The sequence below is a fragment of the Cupriavidus sp. H39 genome (assembly GCF_050271075.1).
Lineage (GTDB): Bacteria > Pseudomonadota > Gammaproteobacteria > Burkholderiales > Burkholderiaceae > Cupriavidus > Cupriavidus necator_B.
The window spans coordinates 3,211,204-3,227,556 of the sequence record NZ_CP189848.1; the positions used below are offsets into that span (position 1 = coordinate 3,211,204).

The 16,353-nt window shown below is 66.4% G+C and carries 12 protein-coding genes; 5 read left to right on the forward strand and 7 right to left on the reverse strand.

All coding sequences use genetic code 11. The features are described from left to right. Positions 1 to 64: 64 nt before the first annotated feature. The 3 genes from ACOCMH_RS30255 to recG form a co-directional block, all read right to left on the reverse strand. Positions 65 to 1,507 carry a catalase gene (locus ACOCMH_RS30255; RefSeq protein ID WP_427311204.1) on the reverse strand — a complete coding sequence of 481 codons (1,443 nt, stop codon included), beginning with the start codon at positions 1,505 to 1,507 and terminating at the stop codon, positions 65 to 67. 405 nt (positions 1,508 to 1,912) lie between these two features. Beyond that, entirely contained in the window at positions 1,913 to 2,863 is a 951-nt protein-coding gene (locus tag ACOCMH_RS30260; protein ID WP_427311206.1) for a LysR substrate-binding domain-containing protein, read from the reverse strand. 108 nt (positions 2,864 to 2,971) lie between these two features. Continuing rightward, complete coding sequence (gene recG / locus ACOCMH_RS30265; RefSeq protein WP_427311208.1) at positions 2,972 to 5,152, reverse strand: ATP-dependent DNA helicase RecG; 2,181 nt, start codon at positions 5,150 to 5,152, stop codon at positions 2,972 to 2,974. Positions 5,153 to 5,379: 227 nt separating this feature from the next. Here recG and queA point away from each other — a divergent pair, with 227 nt between their 5' ends. The 5 genes from queA (at position 5,380) to secF (ending at position 11,205) form a co-directional block, all read left to right on the forward strand. After that, complete coding sequence (gene queA / locus ACOCMH_RS30270) at positions 5,380 to 6,447, forward strand: tRNA preQ1(34) S-adenosylmethionine ribosyltransferase-isomerase QueA (RefSeq protein ID WP_427311210.1); 1,068 nt, start codon at positions 5,380 to 5,382, stop codon at positions 6,445 to 6,447. A 16-nt stretch (positions 6,448 to 6,463) separates the two neighbouring features. Continuing rightward, positions 6,464 to 7,594 (forward strand): tRNA guanosine(34) transglycosylase Tgt, encoded by a 1,131-nt coding sequence (tgt, locus tag ACOCMH_RS30275; RefSeq protein WP_427311212.1) that lies wholly within the window; start codon positions 6,464 to 6,466, stop codon positions 7,592 to 7,594. Positions 7,595 to 7,783: 189 nt separating this feature from the next. Beyond that, on the forward strand, positions 7,784 to 8,110 hold the full coding sequence (gene yajC, locus ACOCMH_RS30280; protein WP_171515873.1) for a preprotein translocase subunit YajC: 327 nt from the start codon (positions 7,784 to 7,786) through the stop codon (positions 8,108 to 8,110). A gap of 210 nt (positions 8,111 to 8,320) precedes the next feature. Beyond that, positions 8,321 to 10,192, forward strand: coding sequence for a protein translocase subunit SecD (gene secD, locus ACOCMH_RS30285; RefSeq protein WP_427311215.1), 1,872 nt, complete (start codon positions 8,321 to 8,323; stop codon positions 10,190 to 10,192). A 41-nt stretch (positions 10,193 to 10,233) separates the two neighbouring features. Continuing rightward, positions 10,234 to 11,205, forward strand: a complete 972-nt coding sequence (gene secF / locus ACOCMH_RS30290) for a protein translocase subunit SecF (RefSeq protein ID WP_427311217.1) — start codon at positions 10,234 to 10,236, stop codon at positions 11,203 to 11,205. A 69-nt stretch (positions 11,206 to 11,274) separates the two neighbouring features. Here secF and ACOCMH_RS30295 read toward each other — a convergent pair whose 3' ends face one another. Genes ACOCMH_RS30295 through ACOCMH_RS30310 form a run of 4 tightly spaced genes read right to left on the reverse strand, consistent with a single transcriptional unit; the run spans position 11,275 to position 16,166 of the window. Next, positions 11,275 to 12,282: a response regulator gene (locus ACOCMH_RS30295; RefSeq protein ID WP_427311219.1), complete on the reverse strand. Its 1,008-nt coding sequence runs from the start codon at positions 12,280 to 12,282 to the stop codon at positions 11,275 to 11,277. Continuing rightward, complete coding sequence (locus ACOCMH_RS30300) at positions 12,279 to 13,415, reverse strand: ATP-binding protein (RefSeq protein ID WP_427311221.1); 1,137 nt, start codon at positions 13,413 to 13,415, stop codon at positions 12,279 to 12,281. Before ACOCMH_RS30300 ends, ACOCMH_RS30295 begins: the two co-directional genes overlap by 4 nt. 5 nt (positions 13,416 to 13,420) lie before the next feature. Further along, positions 13,421 to 14,752, reverse strand: coding sequence for a sensor histidine kinase (locus ACOCMH_RS30305; RefSeq protein WP_427311223.1), 1,332 nt, complete (start codon positions 14,750 to 14,752; stop codon positions 13,421 to 13,423). Positions 14,753 to 14,774: 22 nt separating this feature from the next. Continuing rightward, positions 14,775 to 16,166: a class I SAM-dependent methyltransferase gene (locus ACOCMH_RS30310; RefSeq protein WP_427311225.1), complete on the reverse strand. Its 1,392-nt coding sequence runs from the start codon at positions 16,164 to 16,166 to the stop codon at positions 14,775 to 14,777. Positions 16,167 to 16,353 lie beyond the last annotated feature (187 nt).

A 16,353-nucleotide genomic window follows, 5' to 3' on the forward strand; every position in this document is an offset into this window, starting at 1 on the left:
ATTATTGCACCCGGCAACGGTCCCGGCCAAACCCTGCGCCGGGCAGCCGTTGGCGGCCAGGCACCTACTGCAGGTTCAGCGCCCGCTTCACGCCCTCGCCATAGGCGGGGTCGGCCTTGCTGAAGTGTTCCAGCTGCACGCGCACGATTGCCTCCGGCACGCCCTGCATCGCCGCCGCGATATTGGCGAACAGGCGCTGGCGCTGGCCTTCGTCGAACAGCCGGAACAGCGCGCCGGGCTGGCTGTAGTAATCCGTGTCGACGCGGTGGTCCCAGCGGTCGGCGGCGCCGTCCAGCGCCAGCGGTGGCTCCATGGCACGCTCGCTGGCTGCATAGGCGCTTTCGCGGTTGGGCTCGTAGTTGAGCTTGCCGCCCTGGTTGCCGTCCACGCGCATCGCGCCGTCGCGGTGGAAGCTGTTGTGGAACGGGCATTTCGGCGCATTGACCGGGATCTGGCTGTGGTTGATGCCCAGGCGGTAGCGCTGCGTGTCGCCATACGAGAACAGCCGCCCCTGCAGCATCTTGTCAGGCGAGAAGCCGATGCCGGGCACGATATTGGCCGGGTTCATCGCCACCTGCTCGACCTCGGCAAAATAGTTGTCCGGGTTGCGGTTGAGCTCGACCACGCCCACGTCGATCAGCGGGTAGTCATTGTGCGGCCAGACCTTGGTCAGGTCGAACGGATTGATGTGGTACTTCGCCGCCTCGGCTTCCGGCATCACCTGCACGCGCAGGTTCCAGCGCGGGAAATTGCCGCGCTCGATATGGTCGAACAGGTCGCGCTGGGCGCTCTCGCGGTCGTTGGCGACCACCCGGGCCGCTTCCTCGTTGGTCCAGTTCTCCACGCCCTGCTGCGACTTGAAGTGGAACTTGACGTAGAAGCGCTCGTTATTGGCGTTGATGAACGAGTAGGTGTGCGAGCCGAAGCCATGCATTTGCCGATAGTTCTGCGGCAGGCCGCGATCGCTCATCAGGATGGTGACCTGGTGCAGCGATTCCGGGTGGCGCGACCAGAAGTCCCACACCGCGACCGGGTCGCGCAGGTTGGTGCGCGGGTTGCGCTTCTGCGTGTGGATGAAGTCGGGGAACTTGAGCGGGTCGCGCACGAAGAACACCGGCGTGTTGTTGCCGACCAGGTCCCAGTTGCCTTCATCGGTATAAAACTTGATCGAGAAGCCGCGCACATCGCGCTCGGCGTCGGCCGCGCCGCGCTCGCCGGCCACGGTGGAGAAGCGGATGAACAGCGGCGTTTCCTTGCCGACCTCGGCGAACACCGAGGCCTTGGTGTACTGCGTGATGTCGTGCGTGATGCGCAGCGTGCCGTAGGCGCCGGAGCCCTTGGCGTGCACGCGCCGCTCCGGAATGACTTCGCGGTCGAAGTGGGCCAGCTTTTCGAGGAACCAGACGTCCTGCAGCAGCATCGGGCCGCGCGGGCCGGCGGTCTGCGCGTTCTGGTTATCGGCGACCGGTGCGCCGGCGGCAGTGGTAAGGGTGTCCTTCTTGCTCATCTTTTCCTCTTTGTGGGTGGGCTGCAAGGGGATGCCGCGTCAGAGCGCGGCGGCATAGCAGGCAAGGCAATCGAGCAGGCAGCGCCCCATGCGGAGGGGAATCGGGGGCTTGATCGGTGTCGTTGTCAGTGACTGGGCGCTGGGGCTCATCATCATTTCCTGTCTTGCGTCGACGCCATCCGCATCGACAGGAGCCAGTCTACAAACGATCTATCAAGTTGAGAATTTAATTATTTATACCTATGTATTAGGTCAAATCTATCCCGGATTGCTGCAACGTATAGCGGCATCAGGCCAGTGTCCGAAGACAGCCGGGCCAAATGCCCTGTGCCGTGGCAGAAACGACAACGGCCGCAGCGGAACGTCCGCTGCGGCCGTTGTCATGCCAGTAATGGGGCCGAATGCTCAGGCGGCTTCGGCCAGTTCCTTGGCGTCAAGCATGCGCACGCCGGGCAGGTCGCAGGCGGCCACGGCGTTGGCCAGCGCTTCCATCGCCGGCAGGCGGGTGAAGCTCTTGCGCCAGGCCAGCACCACGCGCCGGTCAGGCACCGGGTCGGCAAACGGCACGTACGACAGCATGTCGCCCTTGGCTTTCAGGTCGGGCACCGAGGTGCGCGGCAGCACGGTGATACCGACGCCGCTGGCCACCATATGGCGGATGGTCTCGAGCGACGAACCCTCGAAGGTCTTCTGGATGCCGTCGGCCGCCTGCGAAAAGCGCGACAGCTCCGGGCAGACGCCCAGCACATGGTCGCGGAAGCAATGGCCGCTGCCCAGCAGCAGCATGGTCTGCTGCTTCAGTTCCTCGGGATCGACCGCATGCGCCTGCGCCAGCTGGTGGCCGCGCGGCACGGCCACGACAAAGGGTTCGTCATAGAGCGGTCGCACCGTCAGGCCGGAATCCGGGAACGGCTCGGCCATCACCGCGCAATCGATCTCGCCCTGCTTGAGCAGCTCGATCAGCTTGTGGGTGTAGTTCTCCTGCAGCATCAGTGGCATCTGCGGCACGGTGTCGATCATCTGCTTGACCAGCGACGGCAGCAGGTACGGCCCGATGGTGTAGATCACGCCCACGCGCAGCGGCCCGGCCAGCGGGTCCTTGCCCTGCTTGGCGATTTCGCGGATGGCCATGGTCTGCTCCAGCACACGCTGGGCCTGCGCCACGATCTGCTCGCCGACCGACGTCACCGACACCTCGGAGGTGCCGCGCTCGAAGATCTGCACGTTGAGTTCGTCTTCCAGCTTCTTGATGGCGACCGACAGCGTCGGCTGCGACACGAAACAGGCTTCGGCGGCCCGGCCGAAATGGCGCTCGCGCGCCACGGCGACGATGTACTTGAGTTCGGTGAGCGTCATGACTTATCAAATCCGGGTAGGCGATAGATTTTACCTTCGATTGCTGGATCTGTCAGAGTGCCCACGCCATGCCAGCCGGTATGCGCCGGCTTCGGCACAAAGCGGCGCTCAAGCCTTCAGGTAATGCTCGCGGCCGCCGAGCCAGCGCGACAGGTGCGCTTCCACCGCTTCCGGATAGCGCTCCAGCATCAGCTCGGCAGCCGCCTGGGCGTACTCCACCAGCCAGGCATCGGTCTGCAGGTCGGCAAAGCGCAACATCGCCTCGCCGGACTGGCGCGCGCCGAGAAACTCGCCCGGGCCGCGGATCTCCAGGTCGCGCCGCGCGATCTCGAAGCCGTCGGTGGTCTCGCGCATGGTGGCCAGGCGCTCGCGCGCGGTCGGCGACAGTGGCGCCTGGTACATCAGCAGGCAGACCGATTCGGCGCTGCCGCGCCCGACCCGGCCGCGCAGCTGGTGCAGCTGCGCCAGGCCGAAGCGCTCGGCGTGCTCGATCACCATCAGCGAGGCGTTGGGCACGTCCACGCCCACCTCGATCACGGTGGTGGCGACGAGCACCTGCAGCCGGTTGGCGCTGAAGTCGTCCATCACCGCGGCCTTCTCCGCCGGCGGCAGGCGCCCGTGCACCAGGCCCACGCGCAGGTCGGGCAGCGCGGCCACCAGGGTTTCGTAGGTCTCGACCGCGGTCTGCAGCTGCAGCGCCTCGCTTTCCTCGATCAGCGGGCACACCCAGTAAACCTGCCGGCCTTCCGCGGCGGCATGGTGGATGCGCCCGATCACTTCGTCGCGGCGCTCGTCGTTGACCAGGCGCGTGACGATGGGCGTGCGCCCCGGCGGCAGTTCGTCGATCACCGAGACGTCGAGGTCGGCGTAGTACGTCATGGCCAGCGTGCGCGGGATCGGCGTGGCCGACATCATCAGCTGGTGCGGCACGGTTTCGGCCACGGTGGCCGCCGCGGGCGCAGCCTCGGCGGCACCGGCCTTGCCGCGCAGCGCCAGCCGCTGCGCCACGCCGAAGCGGTGCTGCTCGTCGACCACCGACAGTCCCAGCTTTGCGAAGCGCACGGTGTCCTGGATCAGCGCATGGGTGCCGATCACCAGCTGCGCCTCGCCCGCTTCCACGCGCGCCACGGCCGCCCGCTTCTCGCGCGCTTTCTGGCTGCCGGCCAGCCATGCCACCGGCACGCCCAGCGGTTCCAGCCACGCGGAGAGCTTGCGGAAATGCTGCTCGGCCAGGATCTCGGTCGGCGCCATCAGCGCCGCCTGGAAACCGGCATCGATGGCCTGGCACGCCGCCAGCGCGGCGACGATGGTCTTGCCGCTGCCCACGTCGCCCTGCAGCAGCCGGTGCATCGGGTGCGGCAGGGCCATGTCCGCGGCGATTTCCTCGACCACGCGCTGCTGGGCACCAGTCAGCCGGAACGGCAAGGCGGCCAGGAAGCGCGTCAGCAGCCCGCCCGCGCGGCGCGGCATGGTCGGCGCGGTCTTGTCGCGGCGCGCCGCGTGCGCGCGCCGCAGCGAAATCTGCTGCGCCAGCAGCTCGTCGAACTTGATGCGCTGCCAGGCCGGGTGCGAGCGATCGGCCAGCGCGGCCTCGCTTTCCTGCGGTGGCGGCGCGTGCAGCAGCCGCAGGCAGTCGGCCAGCGGGCGCAGCTGCAGGCGCGCCAGCGGTCCCTGCAGCACCGGTTGCGGCAGGGTCTCGGGCAAGGGGGTACGGGTCAGCGCGCCGCCGATGGCCTTGCGCAAATAGGCCTGCGGGATGCCGGCGGTGGACGGGTACACCGGCGTCAGGCGGTCGGGCAGCGCTTCGCCCGCCAGCACCGGGCGCACCGTCGGGTGGACCATTTCGGCGCCGAAGAAGCCGCCGCGCACCTCGCCGCGCACGCGCAGGCGCACGCCTTCGGCCATCTGCTTGGTCTGGCTGCCGTAAAAGTTCAGGAAGCGCAGGGTCAGTTCGCCGCTGTCGTCGGCAAGCTTGACCACCAGCTGGCGGCGCGGCCGGAACGTGACTTCGTTGGAGATGACCTCGCCCTCCACCTGCGCCGGCAGTCCCAGCCCGGCACGGTGGACGGCCTCGGCGATTGGCACCACCGTGGTCTCGTCCTCGTAGCGCATCGGCAGGTGCAGCACCAGGTCGACCGGGCGGCGCAGGCCCAGCTTGGCCAGCCGCGCGGCGGCGGAGGATGCGCCCGCGGCCTTGCCCCTGGCCGCGCCGGCCTTGCCGCGCGCGGGCGACGGCGCGTCGTTGGCGTCGGCAGGGTCCTGGATCGGTTCGGCGGCGGTTCCGGGCATCGGCGAAAAAAATGGCAGCAGTCGCTGCGGGCTTCTGGTTGGCTGGCGCGGCGCCGGCAAATGGACGGTATCACGCGCGGCGCGGCGGCAAGCGCGCCCGTGGCCTTACAATATCGGATTCGCCGATTGTACCCATGCCGGCTGCCAACCCGGGCAGCGGAGTGACGCGCCGTGCCCGGCGCCGCCTCCGCCACAGCCTGCAGACCGCGCAGCCCGCCCTTCCCACGATGTTGACGCTTTCCGATTTCGACTTTCCGCTGCCGCCTGAACTGATTGCCCAGAGCGCGCTGCCCGACCGCAGCGCCAGCCGGCTGCTGGTGGTGGACCGGCTCGCCCCCGGCGACAGCGCCGACGCGGTGCGCATGGTCGACCGCGCCTTCAGCGACATCGTCGACTACCTGCGTCCGGACGACCTGCTGGTGTTCAACGACACCCGCGTGATCAAGGCCCGCTTCTTCGGCCACAAGCCCAGCGGCGGCAAGATCGAGGTGCTGGTGGAGCGCGTGGTCGATACCCACACCGTGCTGGCGCAGGTGCGCGCGTCCAAGACGCCGGCCGAAGGCAGCGCCCTGCACCTGGCCGACGGCGCCTTTGCCGTGACCGTGGGCCCGCGCGTGGACCAGTTCTTCACGCTGCGCTTCCCCGAGCCGGCGCTCGACCTGATCGAGCGCTACGGCCGCCTGCCGCTGCCGCCGTATATCACGCACGACCCGGACGCCTACGACGAAACCCGCTACCAGACCGTCTACGCGCGCAGCCCCGGCGCGGTCGCGGCGCCCACCGCGGGCCTGCATTTCGACGACGCGCTATTTGCCCGGCTCGATGCCGCCGGCGTGCGCCGCGCCTTCCTGACGCTGCACGTCGGCGCCGGCACCTTCCAGCCGGTGCGCACCGAAAACCTGGCCGAGCACAAGATGCATTCGGAGTGGTACGCGATTTCCGCAGACTTGGCCCAGGCCGTGCGCGACACGCGCGCGCGCGGCGGCCGCGTGATCGCGGTCGGCACCACCTCGCTGCGCGCGCTGGAATCGGCCGCGCAGCCCGACGGCACGCTGGCCGCCGGCAGCGGCGACACCGATATCTTCATTACGCCCGGCTACCGCTTCCGCCTGGTCGATGCCCTGATCACCAACTTCCACCTGCCCAAGTCGACGCTGCTGATGCTGGTGTCGGCGCTGGCCGGAGTGCAAGCCATCCGCGCCGCCTACCGCCATGCGGTCGCGCAGCGCTACCGCTTCTTCAGCTACGGCGACGCCATGCTGCTGACCCGGCAGCCGGACGCCGCCGCGGCCTGATTTCAGACTATCCCACATGCTCAACTTCGAACTCATCACCACCGACGGCAACGCCCGCCGCGGCCGCGTCACGCTGAACCACGGCGTGGTCGAGACGCCGATCTTCATGCCGGTGGGCACCTATGGCTCGGTCAAGGCGATGTCGCCGCTGGAACTGAACGAGATCGGCGCGCAGATCATCCTGGGCAACACCTTCCACCTGTGGCTGCGCCCGGGGCTGGACGTGGTCAACGCCCACCAGGGCCTGCACAAGTTTATCGGCTGGGACAAGCCGATCCTGACCGACTCGGGCGGGTTCCAGGTCTTTTCGCTGGGCGATCTGCGCAAGATCACCGAAGATGGTGTCACTTTCGCCTCGCCGGTCAATGGCGACAAGCTCTTTCTGTCGCCCGAGATCTCGATGCAGATCCAGCGCACGCTGAACTCCGACATCGTCATGCAGTTCGACGAATGCACGCCGTATGAGATCGACGGCCGCCCCGCCACGCACGAGGAAGCCGCCAAATCCATGCGCATGAGCCTGCGCTGGGCCAAGCGCTCGCGCGACGAGTTCGAGCGCCTGGCCAACCCCAATGCGCTGTTCGGCATCGTCCAGGGCGGCATGTACGAAGACCTGCGCGACGAGTCGCTGGCGGGCCTGTCCGAACTGGACTTCCACGGCTTTGCCATCGGCGGGCTGTCGGTGGGAGAACCCAAGGCAGACATGATGCGCGTGCTGGAACACGTGGCGCCCCGCCTGCCCGCCAACAAGCCGCATTACCTGATGGGCGTCGGCACGCCCGAAGACCTGGTCGCCGGCGTCGCCGCCGGGGTGGACATGTTCGATTGCGTGATGCCGACCCGCAACGCGCGCAACGGCTGGCTCTTCACCCGCTACGGCGACGTCAAGATCAAGAACGCCGCGCACCGCAACGACCCGCGCCCGCTCGACGAGAGCTGCGCCTGCTACACCTGCCGCAATTTCTCGCGCGCCTACCTGCACCACCTGCACCGCGTGGGCGAGATCCTGGGCGCGCGCCTGAATACCATCCACAACCTGCACTACTACCTGCAGCTGATGCGCGAGGTGCGCGAGGCCATCGAGCAGCACCGCTTTGCCGACTTCCGCCGCCAGTTCGCCGCCGACCGCGCCCGCGGCACGCAGTGAACATCCCGGGCGGCGCGAACTTTCGCGCCGCCGGTGGTCGAATAGCCGGTCAAGGCGCGGCGCCCGCCGCGCAAGTTATCCCCAACGCACCCGAACAAACCCGTATTCCGCCCTAGAATGCCAGGGGCGGGCTGAGTGCGAATGGTAGAATGTTCGATTACTGATTGACTTTTGTGACGGAGAATCAACGTGCTGATTTCTAACGCATTTGCCCAGACTGCCGGTGCCGGCGGCGCGGCTGGCGGCCTGATGAGCTTCCTGCCCATCATCCTGATGTTTGGTGTGCTGTGGTTCATCATGATCCGCCCGCAGATGAAGCGTCAGAAGGAATCCAAGGCAATGCTCGAAGCGCTGGCCAAGAACGACGAAGTCGTCACCGCCGGCGGCATCCTGGGCCGCGTGACCAAGGTCACCGACCAGTACGTCAGCCTGGAAATCGCCGAAGGCACCGAGATCACGGTGCAGAAGAATGCCGTGACCACGGTGCTGCCCAAGGGCTCGCTGAAGGCGCTCTGATCTGCGGAGCGCGCGCGCGACTCCCGCCTTTGTCTTTTCCGGCATGCCCGTCCGCGCATGCCCCGGCAGCCGCCTTGATCCAGCCCGACGAAGCCCCCGCGGCTTCCATCCGCGGCTGCCAGGCGGCTGTTTGCCAAACCGGTTCGGCCCCGCCGACGTGGCGCGCCACGCCTGCGCCGGCCCCGCCAACCGCTGAATGACTGGCCCGAGATGAATCGTTATCCGCTTTGGAAATACCTCGTGATCCTGGTGGCCCTGGCCATCGGCATCATCTACACCTTGCCGAACTTCTTCGGCGAGGCGCCTGCCGTGCAGGTGTCCTCGGGCAAGGCCACGGTCAAGGTCGACCTGTCGATGCAGAAGCAGGTTGAAGATATCCTGGCGCAGAACCAGCTGCAGCCCGACGGCGTCTTCTTCGATATTTCCGGCCAGTCGGGCTCGGTCAAGGCGCGCTTCCGCACCACCGACGAGCAGCTCAAGGCCAAGGACGTGCTGTCGCGCACGCTGAACCCGGACCCGGCCGATCCCGCCTACGTGGTGGCGCTGAACCTGCTGTCGGGCTCGCCGCGCTGGCTGACCGCCATGCATGCGCTGCCGATGTACCTGGGCCTGGACCTGCGCGGCGGCGTGCACTTCCTGCTACAGGTCGACATGAAGGGCGCCGTCGACAAGAAGCTCGACAGCCTGGCTGGCGACGCGCGCACGCTGCTGCGCGACAAGAACATCCGCCACGGCGGCATCGACCGCGACGGCGAGCGCCTGACGGTGCGCTTCAACAACGCCGACGACGCCAGCCGCGCCCGCGCGCTGCTCACTGACAACCTGCGCGAAGTGGCCTTCGCCATGGACGGCAACAACATCGTCGGCACCTTCACCGAAGCCGCGCGCCGGGCCGTGCAGGACGCCGCGGTCAAGCAGAACATCACCACGCTGCACAACCGCGTCAACGAGCTTGGCGTAGCCGAGCCGGTGATCCAGCAGCAAGGCGCCGACCGCATCGTGGTGCAGCTGCCGGGCGTGCAGGACACCGCCAAGGCCAAGGACATCATTGGCCGTACCGCCACGCTGGAAGCACGCCTGGTCGACAACGACGCGCCGCGCAGCCCGCGCCCGGGCGACCCGATCCCGTTCGGCAGCGAGCTGTTCACGCAAGGCAACGGCGCCCCGGTGGTGCTGAAGAAACAGGTCATCTTCACCGGCGACCGCATCGAAAGCGCCTCGGCCGGCTTCGACCAGAACCAGCATCCTTCGGTCAACATCAAGCTCGACGCCCAGGGCGGCCGCGTGCTGCGCGACGTCTCGCGCGAGAACCTGAAGAAGCCGATGGCGATCGTGCTGTTCGAGAAGGGCAAGGGCGAAGTGCTGACCGTGGCGACGATCCAGTCCGAACTGGGCTCGAGCTTCCAGATCACCGGCTCGTACTCCACCGAGGCCGCCAACGACCTGGCGCTGCTGCTGCGCGCCGGCTCGCTGGCCGCGCCGATGGAGATCATCGAGGAGCGCACCATCGGCCCGTCGCTGGGCGCCGAGAACATCGAGAAGGGCTTTGATTCGGTCGCCTATGGCTTTGCCGCCATCGGCGTGTTCATGATCCTGTACTACATGCTGTTCGGCGTGTTCTCGGTGGTGGCGCTGGGCGTGAACCTGCTGCTGCTGATCGCGGTGCTGTCGATGCTGCAGGCCACGCTGACGCTGCCGGGCATTGCCGCCATCGCGCTGGTGCTGGGCATGGCCATCGACGCCAACGTGCTGATCAACGAGCGCATCCGCGAGGAACTGCGCGCCGGCGCATCGCCGCAGATGGCGATCGCGGTCGGCTTCGAGCGCGCCTGGGCCACCATCCTGGACTCCAACGTGACCACGCTGATCGCCGGCCTGGCGCTGCTGGCGTTCGGCTCGGGCCCGGTGCGCGGCTTTGCCGTGGTGCACTGCCTGGGCATCCTGACCTCGATGTTCTCGGCGGTGTTCTTCAACCGTGGCCTGGTCAACCTCTGGTACGGCCGCAAGAAGAAGCTGCAGAGCGTGGCCATCGGCCAGATCTGGAAGCCGGGCAATACCACCGACACGCCGGTCGCCAAGTAAGCGGTCCGCAGCACAACACGTAGTACAGAACAGGATTCAACATGGAATTCTTCCGCATCCGGCGCGACATTCCGTTCATGAAGCACGCGTTGATCTTCAACGTGATTTCCTTCCTGACGTTTGCCGCGGCCGTGTTTTTCCTCTGGCAAAAGGGCCTGCACCTGTCGATCGAGTTCACCGGCGGCACGGTGATGGAGGTCAGCTACCAGCAGGCGGCCGACCTGGAAAAGATCCGCGGCCAGGTAAGCAAGCTGGGCTACAGCGACGTGCAGGTGCAGAACTTCGGCACCTCGCGCGACGTGATGATCCGCCTGCCGCTGCAAAAGGGCGCGGACGGCAAGCCCGTGACCTCAGCCCAGCAGAGCGAGCAGGTGATGGGCGCGCTGACCGCGGCTGCGCCTGAGGTCAAGCTGCAGCGCGTGGAGTTCGTCGGCCCGCAGGTGGGCAAGGAACTGGCGACCGACGGCCTGCTGGCGCTGCTGTGCGTGGTGGCGGGTATCGTGATCTACCTGTCGTTCCGCTTCGAATGGAAGTTCGCGGTGGCGGGCATCATCGCCAACCTGCACGACATCGTCATCATCCTGGGCTTCTTCGCCTTCTTCCAGTGGGAGTTCTCGCTGTCGGTGCTGGCGGCGGTGCTGGCCGTGCTCGGCTACTCGGTCAACGAGTCGGTGGTGATCTTCGACCGGATCCGCGAGGCCTTCCGCAAGTACCGCAAGATGACCACCCACGAGGTCATCGACCACGCCATCACCAGCACGATGTCGCGCACCATCATCACCCACGGCTCGACCGAAATGATGGTGCTGTCGATGTTCTTCTTCGGCGGCCCGACGCTGCACTACTTTGCGCTGGCGCTGACGGTGGGCATCCTGTTCGGCATCTACTCGTCGGTGTTCGTTGCCGCGGCGCTGGCGATGTGGCTGGGCGTGAAGCGCGAAGACCTGGTCAAGGGCGAGAAGAAGGCCGACTCGACCGACCGCGACGACCCCAACTACGGCGCGCAGGCCTGAGCTCTGCCCTGCCGGAAAACAGAACGGCGCCCCGCGGGGCGCCGTTTTTCATGGCAAGGCCGGAGCCATTCAGGCCGGCATCGAGAACCGCTCGATCCATGCGGCCAGCCGGTCGGAGGCGAAGCTCTCGCTGCGCGGGGCGGCGCGGCAGACGATGGTGTCGCCGTCGCGGACGAACTTCAGCGCGCCGCCTGCCTCTTCCAGCCACAGCAGGCTGGCCAGCCAGGCGGCGTGCTGGGCCGACACCGCCGTGCCCACGGGCTCGGCAAGAAACTCGGCCAGCGCGGCCGGCTGGGTCCAGACCACCGCATCGCCGTCGCGGCGCACCACCTCGCTGCCAAGCGCGTCGGCAATCACGGCGGCGGCATCGGCAGCGCCCTTGCCGGCATTGGCGCTACGCAGCACGGCCAGGCGGGTGCCGACGGCATGGCCGAAGTTGCCGCTGCGCTCGGCTTCGGCGCGCACCAGGTCGGCATAGTCCATGCGCTGCCAGTCCGGATCGGCGTTGCGAGCCCCCACCAGGTCGACCGCGGCAAGGTAAGTGTCCACCGGCTGGAAATGGCCGGGACCAATCAGGCTCGCGCACAGCGCGTGCAGCATGCCGATGCGGGTCGCCACGGTCTGGGTCTGCAGCACCGCCAGCTTCTCGCGCACCAGTTGGTCCCGCTCCTTGCGCAGCCCGGACATTTCCAGCGCTTGCTTGAGTTCCATGCGCAGCGCGGTGATGTCCCACGGCTTCTTGATATAGCGGTGGATCTGCCCCTGGTTCACCGCCTCGACGGTCTGGTCGAGTTCCGAGTATGCCGTGGTCAGGATGCGCACGATATGCGGGTAGCGTTCGCGTGCATAACGCAGCAATTCGTTGCCATACTCGCCTGGCATGCGCTGGTCCGAGACCAGCACCGCCAGGCTGTCGGCGTGAGCGTCCAGCAGCGTCTTGCCCTCCTCCACCGAGCCGCCAGTCACCACCGGCGCCAGCGCGCCGATCGCGCGCTGGAAATATTTGACGGCGGTCGCTTCATCATCGACGAACAGAATCGCCGGGGGTGGTGCCTGGGTGGCAATCGGTTCGCTCATCGGTCACTCCTAATCATTCGATTCTTAAAATTTGGAAAGTCCAGCGTCACTGTGGTCCCGGCACCGGGCGCGGAGGCGATCCGGATACCACCACCGAAGGACTGCATGACGCGGTTGCAGAAAATCATGCCGAGGCCACTGCCGCCGGCGCTGGCGTGGGTTGTGACCGGATCGACCAGCAGGCGGTCCATCACCTCTGGCGGGATACCCGGGCCGTTGTCGCAGATGCGGATTTCCTGGTTGGGCTGGGTTGTCACGACGAAGCGCAGCGAGGGTTGATCCACGCCCGCCAGCGCGCGCAGCGCGTTGCTCATCACCGACGACAGTACCAGCGCGACGCAGTTGGGCAGCGTCTGCACCGGGAAATCGCCCTGCATGTCGACATCGACCCACTGACGCTGCGCGCCTGCGAACGGATACGTATCCAGCAGGGACGCCACCAGTGCGCCCGCGCTGACCTCGGTGCCGGCGTCGGCCGCTGGCGCCTTGCTGGCCGCGCTGTTGCGCACCGACTCCAGGAACGACGACAACACCGCCAGGCAATACTGCGCGTTGTCGTACATGGCGCCCGCTGCCTGCCCGATCTCACCTTGCCGCTGTTCGCTGTACTCAGCCTGGACGCGGCTTTCGATGCCCCGCGCGAAGTTGGCGATGGCGGCCAGCGGCGTGTTCAGTTCATGTGCCAGAAACGCCAGGGTTTCGTCGATCGCCATCAGACGATGCTGGCGCAGCGCGCGTTCCAGGTGCCGGTCGCCGGCCAGGTGCAGCACCTGGCGCACGTCGCTGACACTCAAAGGCTTTTCCAGGATGCGGAAGACTTCGCCGCTGTTGACGGTCTGCAACAGCATGTCCTTGTCGGCGTAGGCAGTCACCAGGATGCGCACGATTTGCGGATAGGCCTGCGCGACCTCGCGCAGCAGGTCGCCACCATCGCGACCGGGCATGCGGAAATCGGTGACCAGGATCGCGATCCGTCCGCCCTCCGCGCGCAGCGTCGCCATCGCCTCGTCGGCGCCGGCGGCAAGCAGGACCTCATACTCGCTGCCGACCGCGCGCGCAAAGTACTTGCGCGCCATGTCCTCGTCATCGACATAAAGGACGACGTTTGGCCGCGCTTGCTGGACTTCGCTCATGCGACTTACTCCGCGCGTGGCAGGTCGAAGCTGAACGCCGCCCACTGGCCCAGCTCGCTCTCGGCAAAAAGCTGGCCGCCGTGGCGCTCGATCACGGCATAGCTGATCGACAGCCCCAGGCCCAGGCCCTGCCCGACTTCACGGGTGGTGAAGAAGGGCTCGAACACCCGCGCCAGGTGTTCCGGCGCGATGCCTGGACCGTTGTCGCGCACGGACACGTGCAATCGGCCTTCGGTCCAGCGCACTGTGGTATGGATCGCGGGTTCGGTCGTGCCGGCCTTGCGCATGGCTAGCGCCGCGTTGGAAAACAGGTTGATCAGCACGCCGATGATGGCGGCCTCGTCGCCCAGCACCAGCGTATCTGCGGGCAACTCGCGCGTAACCTTGACGCCGCGCAACTCGTGCGCGGTCAGGCGGATCGAGGAATCCAACGCCTTTTCGAACATGAACGGCGTGCCTTCCACCTCCGCGCCCGGCTTGCGATAGGCGAAGGTCTTCAGATCCGAGACGATATGCTGGATGCGCTGCATCCCCTGCTTCGCGTCCACCAGGCATTCGGTCAGCGACTCGCTTTCCTTGGCCTGGGGTTCTTCCATTGCCACCTCGATCGCCATCAGGCAGAAGTTCACCGGATTGTTGACCTCATGCAACAGACCCGCGGCCAAGGTACCGATTGCGGCCATTTTCTCTTGCTGCAGCATCTGGCCCTTGATGTCGACCAGCTTGCGGTTGATGACCTCGAGTTCGGCGTTCTTCTCGGCCACCTCCGCCTTGAGGCGGAACAGCATGAAGCGCGCACGCTCGTTGAAATAGGTGTAGACGCCGCTGGCCGCGGCGGCAAACAACAGGAACAGCGAATTGACGATAAACGTGCCGAGCGGCTCGACGCCGCCGGGGTGAAACAGGCAGGCGAGCACATACAGCAGGTATGAAAGCACGCCGAACACCAGGTTCTGCCACAGGCCAAATGGCAGCGCGATGCCCGAAGCGAAGATCGCCAGGTTCAGTCCGACGCAATAGGGCGACTGCACCCCTTCGGTCTGCGAGATCATCCAGGCGATCATGATCTGCGGCAGCAGCAGCCAGGTCAGCGTCAGCCACGGCGCCAGGCGGCGACCGGCGGCGCTATACAGGACCACCACGACCCCGGCGATCAGCAGCGACACCACGACGCGCGCCACCGCAAAGGCAAACTGCTGCTGCGGATATTGGCCGTAGTCGAGTCCGACGCCCAGCAGGACCAGCACGATCGCGGTATAGGCGCCGCCGCGGCTGAAGGCCAGACGAAAATCGACCAGTTCGGACTGGTAGCCGGCGTAGAGTTGGTTGGTGCTCATGGCGTGGCCCGCGAGGACAGCCTCAGTCAATGGTGGCTTCCGCAAATACGTTGACTCCGGTGCTGTCGACGTAAATGCGGTGCGAATGCGAGTGTTCGGGCAGCAGTTGCGCCATGCCCGCATCGTCGCGATAGATCAGGTACCACTCGAGCAAGTGCTCCATGCCGAATTTCTCCGGATTATTGGCATGGACGTTGGTCACCAGGATCTGGCCGCCCGGCCGCGAGCGCGAGGCGAAATACGACAGCAGCCGGGCGCAGACCTTGTCGGACAGGTAGTCGAACAGGCCGGCGCAATAGACCGCGTCGAATTCCCGCGCAGCGGCATCGTCCGGCGAAATGCGCCGCTTGAGCAGCTCGTGCACCGACTGGTGCACCATCTCGACGGCGAACTTGTGGCCGGCGCTGGTGGCCGAGCGCTCGATCGAATTGCGCGTGTACTCGAGCGTCTCTTCGCTGAAGTCGACCAGCTGGAACGACAACAGCTCCGGGTTGGGGTATTCGCGCACAAAGCGCTGGATCTCGAAGGCCGGACCGCAGCCCACGTTGAGCACCCGGAACGGCCGGCCGGCGGCGCGCGCGCGTTCGGCCTGGCGCGTGAGGAAATCGATCAGCAGATCGATGCGATTGCGGTGCGCGGTCGCCACCGCCGCCTTGAGGAAGGCGGTATTGACGATCTGGAAGTAGGTGGTCGGGCCCTGTTGCGGGTCGCCCAGGATCTGGTTCACCATTTCATAGTCGCCGGCATAGCCGAGCGGCTTGGTGAAGGTGCGGTACACGAATGGCGCGCGCAGCAGCAACGGATGGAGCGCCGACTGCGCGTAAGTGCGGTGCACCGGGGCGATTTCGGCGTCCACGCGCTGGGCCTCGCCCTCGAGCCAGTCCAGGTAGGTCTTGGTCTTGGCCATGATCGGCGTGGCCAGCTCGTAGAACACGTCCTCGCGCAGCTTGCCTTCGGTCTTGGGCAGCGATTCGGTCAGGTCCACCTGCTCGACCCAGCGCGATACCTCGGACAGGAAGGCGCGCATCTCGTTGACCACGATCTGGTAGTCGCGCCGGATATTGAAGCGCGTATCCCAGTCCTGCACGAACAGCTCGGCTTCGCGCGCGACCGACTTGGGCTCGTTGTTCAGGTCGGACAGTTCGCGCCACTCGTCGATCAACGTCAGCGACACCACCGCGGTCAGGCCGGTGTTCACCAGGCTCATCACCACGGCCTTGCCGAGATAGGCATTCTTGGCGCCCATGCGGACGCTGAGCTCGCTCAGCACCTCGCTGACCTGCACGATCGAATACGGATTGTAGATTTCCATCACCAGAGACTTCCTCTGGAGATTGATGATCGTGCCCCGCACCTGCTCGCCCTGCGAGTTGCGGAAACTAACTACCGGATCGATTTGCGTTTTGGAGTACACGGTATAGCGCCAGGGAAAACCGGGAAACGCTGCGGGCCATACAGCCAGGGCAGAACGGCCGGGTACAGCATGAGGGCGAGGGGGTCGCGGGAATGGCTACCGGTGTCGGGACATGCAGCGAATGCTCATAGTGATGCGCTTTAGCCGGTTGCGGGCATGGCTGCCCCCCGCCGTGGCAGGAGTCGCA

Bases quoted from the DNA above. Each gene is read 5' to 3' on its own strand.
- secD (WP_427311215.1), top strand. From the start codon at position 8,321: ATGAATCGTTATCCGCTTTGGAAATACCTCGTGATCCTGGTGGCCCTG.
- ACOCMH_RS30255 (WP_427311204.1), bottom strand. From the start codon at position 1,507: ATGAGCAAGAAGGACACCCTTACCACTGCCGCCGGCGCACCGGTCGCC.
- tgt (WP_427311212.1), top strand. From the start codon at position 6,464: ATGCTCAACTTCGAACTCATCACCACCGACGGCAACGCCCGCCGCGGC.
- queA (WP_427311210.1), top strand. From the start codon at position 5,380: ATGTTGACGCTTTCCGATTTCGACTTTCCGCTGCCGCCTGAACTGATT.
- secF (WP_427311217.1), top strand. From the start codon at position 10,234: ATGGAATTCTTCCGCATCCGGCGCGACATTCCGTTCATGAAGCACGCG.
- recG (WP_427311208.1), bottom strand. From the start codon at position 5,152: ATGCCCGGAACCGCCGCCGAACCGATCCAGGACCCTGCCGACGCCAAC.
- ACOCMH_RS30300 (WP_427311221.1), bottom strand. From the start codon at position 13,415: ATGAGCGAAGTCCAGCAAGCGCGGCCAAACGTCGTCCTTTATGTCGAT.
- ACOCMH_RS30305 (WP_427311223.1), bottom strand. From the start codon at position 14,752: ATGAGCACCAACCAACTCTACGCCGGCTACCAGTCCGAACTGGTCGAT.
- ACOCMH_RS30260 (WP_427311206.1), bottom strand. From the start codon at position 2,863: ATGACGCTCACCGAACTCAAGTACATCGTCGCCGTGGCGCGCGAGCGC.
- ACOCMH_RS30295 (WP_427311219.1), bottom strand. From the start codon at position 12,282: ATGAGCGAACCGATTGCCACCCAGGCACCACCCCCGGCGATTCTGTTC.